Source organism: Streptomyces sp. NPDC005784, from assembly GCF_042871525.1.
Lineage (GTDB): Bacteria > Actinomycetota > Actinomycetes > Streptomycetales > Streptomycetaceae > Streptomyces.
Genome location: NZ_JBIAIQ010000060.1, coordinates 1 through 7,498, shown reverse-complemented (window position 1 = coordinate 7,498; position 7,498 = coordinate 1). Strand labels below are relative to the sequence as shown.

The 7,498-nt window shown below is 72.9% G+C and carries 1 protein-coding gene; it reads right to left on the bottom strand.

Going from position 1 to position 7,498, the window contains the following annotated elements:
* Positions 1–10 precede the first annotated feature (10 nt).
* A partial coding sequence (locus ACFYR3_RS42540) for a type I polyketide synthase (protein ID WP_389287617.1) occupies positions 11–7,498 on the bottom strand: 7,488 nt, incomplete at its 5' end.

Sequence of the window (7,498 nt, the reverse complement as noted above, 5' to 3'; positions counted from 1 at the left end):
TGTCGCGGTGTTAAATGCCGAGCTCTTTCTCGATGAAGTCGAAGAGCTCGTCGGGCGTGGCCTCCTGGAGTTTCTCGGTGACGGCCTCGCCACGGGTTTCGCTGTGCGGTTCACCCCATTTCGCCAGCAGGGCCTGCAGTCGCAGCGCGATGTCGTTGCGTGTGCCGGTGTCCGGGTCGAGCACGGAGAGCGCGGATTCAAGCTTCTCGAGTTCCGCGATGCCGGGGGCTGCCCCGGTGCCGCCGTCCTGCGTGATCTCGGCGCGCAGGAACGCGGCCAGGATTTCGGGGGTCGGGTGGTCGAAGACCAGGGTCGCCGGGAGTTTGAGTCCGGTGGCCGCGTTGAGCCGGTTGCGCAGCTCCAGCGCGATCAGCGAGTCGAAACCCAGCTCCTTGAAGGCGCGCCCCGCGCCCACCTCGTCGGTGGTGGCGTGGCCCAACGCGGTGGCCGCGTGCGAGCGCACCAACTCGACGACGGTGAGCGTCTGTTCGGCCGGGCTCATCACCGCGAGCCGCTGCCGCAGCAGCTCGGCCGGCGACTGCTCGCCGGCCACCGCACCGGTGGCCGGGGCCGCCTCGGCGAGCCGGCGCATCTCGGGCAGATCGGAGATGAACGGGCTGGACCGTACGGCGGTGTAGCCGGGGCCGAACCGCTCCCATTGGATGTCGGCGACCGCCACGGTCACCTCCGCGTGGTCCAGGGCCTGTTGCAGGGCGCGGATCGCGGCGCCGGGCGGCATCGCGGGCACCCCGCCCCGGTCCAGCCGCTCCCCGATCGCGCCGCCCGCGGCGAGCCCGGTGTCGCCCCAGCGGCCCCAGGCCACGGAGGTCGCGGCCAGCCCCTCGGCGTGCCGGTGCTCGGCGAGCGCGTCCAAGTAGGCATTGGCGGCGGCGTAGTTGCCCTGTCCTGCGTCGCCGAGGGTGCCGGCCACACCGGAGAAGAGCACGAACGCCGACAGGTCCAGCTCACGGGTCAGCTCGTGCAGGTGGACGGCGGCGTCCACCTTGGGGGCGAGCACGGTCGCGAACCGCTGCGGGGTCAGCGCGTCGATCACGCCGTCGTCCAGCACACCGGCGGTGTGCACCACGGCGGTCAGCGGGTGCTCGGTGGGGATCTGCGCGATGAGCGCGGCCAGCGCCTCGCGGTCGGCCACGTCGCAGGCCGCGACCGTGACCTTGGTGCCCAACGCCTGGATCTCGTCGCGGAGTTCGACGGCGTCCGGCGCGTCGATACCGCGTCGGCTCGTCAGCACCAGGTGCTCCGCGCCGTTCTCCGCCAGCCAGCGGGCCACGTGGGCGCCGAGCGCGCCCGTGCCGCCGGTGACCAGTGTGGTGCCCTGCGGCTTCCAGCGGCGCACCACCGGCGTCTCGGCGAGCCGCGCCCGCTCCAGCCTGCGTACGTACGCGGCGTTGGAGCGCAGCGCCACCTGGTCCTCGACGCCGTCGCCGACCAGGACGCCCGCGAGGCGGCCGAGGGCACGCTCGTCGGCCTGCTGCGGCAGGTCGATCAGACCGCCCCAGCCGTCCGGGTACTCCAGCGCGACCGTGCGTCCGAAGCCCCACACCAGTGCCCCGGTCGGGTCGGCGAGCGCCTCGCCGGACGCGGTGGCGACGGCGCCCCGGGTGACGCACCACAGCGGCGCGTCCACCCCGGCGTCGCCGAGCGCCTGTACCAGCGCGGCGGTGGCGAGCAGCCCCGCCTTCCCGGCGCCGTCACCCGCGAGCAGGGACAGCACTCCGGCGGGCACGGCCCCGTCCACCGACGCCGTGAGCAGGTCCGTCAGCACCGTGCGCCCGGCTCCGGTCGGCACGTCGAGCGTACGGACCTCGGCGCCGTGCTCCGTGAGCGCGCCGGTGATCGCGGTGGCGTCGGCTCCCTCGGGCACGGCGACGAGCCAGGTCCCGGACAGGCGCGCGGTGGCGGGGTCGGCGATCCGCTTCCAGGTGACCCGGTAGCGCCAACTGTCCACCGTGGACTGCTCGCGGCTCTGCCGACGCCAGGACGACAGGGAAGGCAGGACGGAGGTCAGCGAGTCGTTGTCGGCCAGATCCAGTTCGGCGGCCAGGGCCTCGAGGTCCTCGCGCTCCACCGCGTCCCAGAACCGTGCGTCCACCGCGCTCTCCGCGGCCACCGGGGCCTCGACGGGCGCAGCCTCGGGCCAGAACCGCTGCCCCTGGAAGGCGTACGTCGGCAGCTCCGCCCGACGCGCCCCTGTACCGGCGAACACGGCGTCCCAGTCGACCGAGGCCCCGCGTACGTACGCCTCGCCGACCGACTGCCAAAAGCGCTCCAGCCCGCCCTCGTTACGGCGCAGCGAACCCACGACAGCCACCTCACGGCCGGCGTCCTCGGCGGTCTCCTGCACACCGACACTCAGCACCGGATGCGGACTCGACTCGACGAAGACACCGAAGCCGTCCTCCAACAGGGTGCGGGTCGCCTTCTCCAACTCCACCGTCCGCCGCAGATTGGCGAACCAGTAACCCGCATCCAACTCCGGACCGCTCACCCACTCATTGGTGACCGTGGACAAGAACGGAACCCGCGCCTCCAACGGACGCACGGGAGAGAGAAGTTCAGCCAGCTCCTCACGCAGCAGCTCCACCTGCGCGGAATGAGAGGCGTAGTCCACCGCGATCCGCTTCGCCCGCACACCGTCCCTCTCGCAGGCCGCCAGGAACTCATCCAGTGCCGTTGTCTCACCCGAAATCACTGCCGAGGAAGGCCCGTTGACGGCCGCCACGGAGATCCGGTCCTCGCCCCACGGCGCTATCAGCTCCCGTACCCGGGCCACAGGCAACGGCACGGACACCATCCCGCCCAGACCCGCGAGCACCCGCCCGATCGCCTGACTGCGCAACGCCACCACCCGGGCCGCATCCTCAAGAGACAAGATCCCCGCCACACACGCGGCAGCGATCTCACCCTGCGAATGACCCATCACCGCATCCGGCTCCACACCGGCCGCACGCCAGACCTCGGCCAGGGAGACCATCACCGCGAACAGCGCCGGCTGCACGACATCCACCCGGTCGAGGGAAGGCGCGCCCTCGGCGCCGCGCAGTACGTCGCGCAGCGACCAGTCGGTGAAGGGTTCGAGCGCCTTCGCGCACTCGTCCACCCGGGTGGCAAACACGGGTGAAGCGTCCAACAACGCCTCGGCCATGCCTACCCATTGCGACCCCTGTCCGGGGAAGACGAAGACCGTCCTGCCCCCGATCGCGGACCCCTGGGTGAGCAGGGGCGAGGTCTCCCCCGCGGCCAGCGCGGTCAGCGCCGCCACGTAGTCCGAGCGTTCCCGGCCCACCAGCACGGCCCGGGTACCCAAGGTCGTACGGGCGGTGGCCAGGGAGTGGCCGATGTCGACGAGTCGCAGGTCAGAGCGGTTTTCCAGGTGATCGAGCAGGCGCCGGGCCTGGTCACGCAGGGCCGCCTCGGTGCGGGCGGTCAGTGGCCACGGCAACACGGCGGCGCCGTCGTCGCCCGCGGTGTCCGGGGTGTTGCCGGTCAGTAGGGGTGCGGTCGGGGACACAGGGGTCCCCTGCTCCCCGGTCCCCTGCTCGACGGGGGCCTGTTCGATGACGGCATGCGCGTTGGTGCCGCTGAAGCCGAACGACGAGACGCCCGCGCGCCAGGGCCGTCCGGTCTCCGGCCAGGCCCGCGGCTCGGTCAGCAGGTCGATCTCGCCCATGGTCCAGTCGACGTGCGGGGTGGGCTCGTCGATGTGCAGGCTGCGCGGCAGCCGGCCGTGCTGCATCGCGAGGACCATCTTGATCACGCCGGCGACTCCGGCGGCGGCCTGGGTATGGCCGATGTTCGACTTGATGGAGCCCAGCAGCAGCGGCTGCTCGGCGGGCCGGTCCTGGCCGTACGTGGCGAGCAGCGCCTGCGCCTCGATGGGATCGCCCAGCTTGGTGCCGGTGCCGTGCGCCTCCACCACGTCCACATCGGCGGCGGAGAGCCGGGCGTTGGCGAGGGCCTGGCGGATGACGCGCTGCTGCGACGGCCCGTTCGGGGCCGTCAGACCGTTGGAGGCGCCGTCCTGGTTGACGGCCGAGCCGCGCACCACCGCGAGGACGGGGTGTCCGTTGGCGCGCGCGTCGGACAGCCGCTCCACCAGCAGCATGCCCACGCCTTCGGCGGGGCTGAAGCCGTCGGCGTCCGAGGAGAACGCCTTGCAGCGCCCGTCCGTCGACAGCCCGCGCTGGCGGCTGAACTCGATGAAGGTGCCCGGGGTGGACATGACCGTCACACCGCCGGCCAGCGCGATGGAGCACTCGCCGCTGCGCAGCGCCTGCACTGCCAGGTGCAGCGCCACCAGCGACGACGAGCAGGCCGTGTCGACGGTGACCGCCGGGCCCTCCAGGCCGAAGGTGTACGACAGCCGGCCGGAGACCACGCTGCCCGCGTTACCGGTGGCGAGGTGTCCCTCCAGCCCGTCCGTGGCGGCGCGCACCAGGTTGGAGTAGTCGGAGCCGTTGGTGCCGACGAACACCCCGGACTGGGTGCCGCGCAGTTGCTCCGGGTCGATGCCGGCGCGCTCGAAGGCCTCCCAGGAGGTCTCCAGCAGCAGCCGCTGCTGCGGGTCCATGGCAAGGGCCTCGCGCGGCGAGATGCCGAAGAAGCCGGCGTCGAAGTCGGCCGCGCCGGACAGGAAGCCGCCCTCGCGGGTGTACGAGGTGCCCTGCGCGTCGGGGTCGGGGTCGTACAGCGCCTCCACGTCCCAGCCGCGGTCCAGCGGGAACTCCGAGAGCGCGTCGCCGTCGGAGGACAGCAACCGCCACAGGTCCTCGGGGCCGCGCACCCCGCCTGGGAAGCGGCAGCTCATCGCGACGACGGCGATCGGCTCGGCGTCGGCGACGCCCGCCGCGGCGACCGGGGCCGCGGCCGCCGCGCCCCGCCCCAGCACCTCGCCGCGCAAATGACGGGCGAGGACGGTGGGCGTGGGGTGGTCGAAGACCAGGGTGGGTGGGAGCTTGAGCCCGGTGACGGCGTTCAGCCGGTTGCGCAGCTCCACCGAGGTCAGGGAGTCGAAGCCGAGTTCCTTGAAGGCCCGGCCGGGCCCGACGGCGTCGGGTCCGGCGTAGCCGAGGACGGCGGCGACCGCGGTGCGGATCAGGTCGAGCAGCAGCCGCTCCTGCTCGGTCTCGGACCTGCCGGTCAACTGCCGTACGAGCTCTGCGGCACCGTCGGTGTCCTGTGTCGCCTCGGCGCGGGTGCTCTCCATGGCCTCGCGCGCCTCGGGCAGGTCGTGCAGGAGCGGCCGGGTGCGGCCGGAGGTGAAGGCCAGGACGAAACGCTTCCACTCCATGTCGGCGACGGTCAGCGTCGTCTCGTCCCGGTCCAGCGCGTGCTGGAGAGCGCTCACGGCCCGCTCCGGCGACATCTCGAGCACGCCGTGCCGGCGCATGCGGTCGCCGACCGCGCCCTCGGCCATGCCGCCGTCGCCCCAGGGACCCCAGGCGATGGCGGTGGCGGGCAGGCCGGCCGCGCGCCGGTGCTCGGCGAAGGCGTCCAGGAAGGCGTTGCCGGGCGCGTAGTTGCCCTGCCCGGGCGCGCCGAAGGTGGCGGCGAAGGAGGAGAAGAGTACGAACGCCGACAGGTCGAGCTCACGGGTCAGCTCGTGCAGGTGCAGCGTGGCGTCCACCTTGACCCGGAAGACCCGTTCGACCTGCTCCGGCGTGAGCGCCTCGACCACGCCGTCGTCCAGGACGGCGGCGGTGTGGACCACGGCGGTCAGCGGGTGCTCGGTGGGGATCCCCGCGATGAGCGCGGCCAGCGCCTCGCGGTCGGCCACGTCGCAGGCCGCCACCGTCACCTCGGCGCCCAACGCCCGTATCTCGTCCCGCAGTTCAGCGGCGCCCGGCGCGTCGATACCGCGTCGGCTCGTCAGCACCAGGTGCTCCGCGCCGTTCTCCGCCAGCCAGCGGGCCACGTGCGCGCCCAGGGCTCCCGTACCGCCGGTGACGAGTGTGGTGCCCTGCGGCTTCCACTCGCGTACGGCCGGAACGTCGGCCAGGCGCGCCCGGACCAGCCGGCGCACGTACTGGCCGGAGGCACGCAGCGCCACCTGGTCCTCGGCGCCGTCGCCCGCGAGGACACCGACGAGCCGTGACAGGGCGCGCGCGTCTGCCTCCTGGGGCAGGTCGATCAGACCGCCCCAGCGCTCGCCGTGCTCCAGCGCGGTGACCCGGCCCAGGCCCCACACGGGCGCCTGCGCGGCGTCCGCGATCGGCTCGGCGCGCCCGGTGGAGACGGCACCCCGGGTGACGCACCACAGCGGCGCCGCCACCTCGGCGTCACCGAGTGCCTGGACGAGGGTGAGGGTGGCGATCACACCGGCGGGCGCGGCGTCGCTCAGGGCGTCGCCCGCGGCCAGGGTCACCAGAGAAAGCACACCGGCGGGTTCGGGCCCGTCGGCGAGCACCTCGCGGATCCGGGCGGCGAGCTCATCGCGGCTTTCGCCGGCGACCGCGAGGGTACGGACCTCGGCGCCGTGCTCCGTGAGCGCGCCGGTGATCGCGGTGGCATCGGCTCCCTCGGGCACGGCGACGAGCCAGGTCCCGGACAGGCGCGCGGTGGCGGGGTCGGCGATCCGCTTCCAGGTGACCCGGTAGCGCCAACCGTCCACCGCGGACTGCTCACTGCTCTTCCGACGCCACGCCGAGAGCGCCGGCAGCAGCGAGGTCAGCGTCTCGTCCCCGTCGAGGTCGAGCTCGGCCGTGAGCGCGGCGACGTCCATCCGCTCCACGGCCTCCCAGAACCGTGCGTCCACCGGGTCCGCGGTCGCGGCCTCCTCGGCCGTCCCGCTCTCCAGCCAGTAGTGCTCCTGCTGGAAGGCGTAGGTGGGCAGATCGAGGTGGTGTGCGGCCGTCCCCGCGAACACGGCGTCCCAGTCGACCGAAGCCCCACGCACATACGCCTCGCCGACCGACTGCCACCACCGCTCCAGCCCGCCCTCGTTACGGCGCAGCGAACCGACAACAGCCACCTCACGGCCGACGTCCTCGGCCGTCTCCTGCACACCCACACTCAGCACCGGATGCGGACTCGACTCCACGAAGACACCGAAGCCGTCCTCCAGCAGGGTGCGGGTGGCCTTCTCCAACTCCACCGTCCGCCGCAGGTTACGGAACCAGTAACCCGCATCCAGCTCCGGACCGCTCACCCACTCATTGGTGACCGTGGACAGGAACGGAACTTGCGCCTCCAACGGACGTACAGGAGCGAGAAGTTCAGCCAGCTCCTCACGCAGCAGCTCCACCTGCGCGGAATGAGAGGCGTAGTCCACCGCGATCCGCTTCGCCCTGACTCCGTCGTTCTCGCAGGCGGCCAGGAACTCATCCAGCGCCTTCACCTCACCGGAAACCACCGCCGAGGAAGGCCCGTTGACGGCCGCCACGGAGATCCGGTCCTCACCCCACGCGGCTATCCGCTCGCGCACCCGCGCGGCCGGCAACGGCACGGACACCATCCCGCCCAGACCCGCCAGCACCCG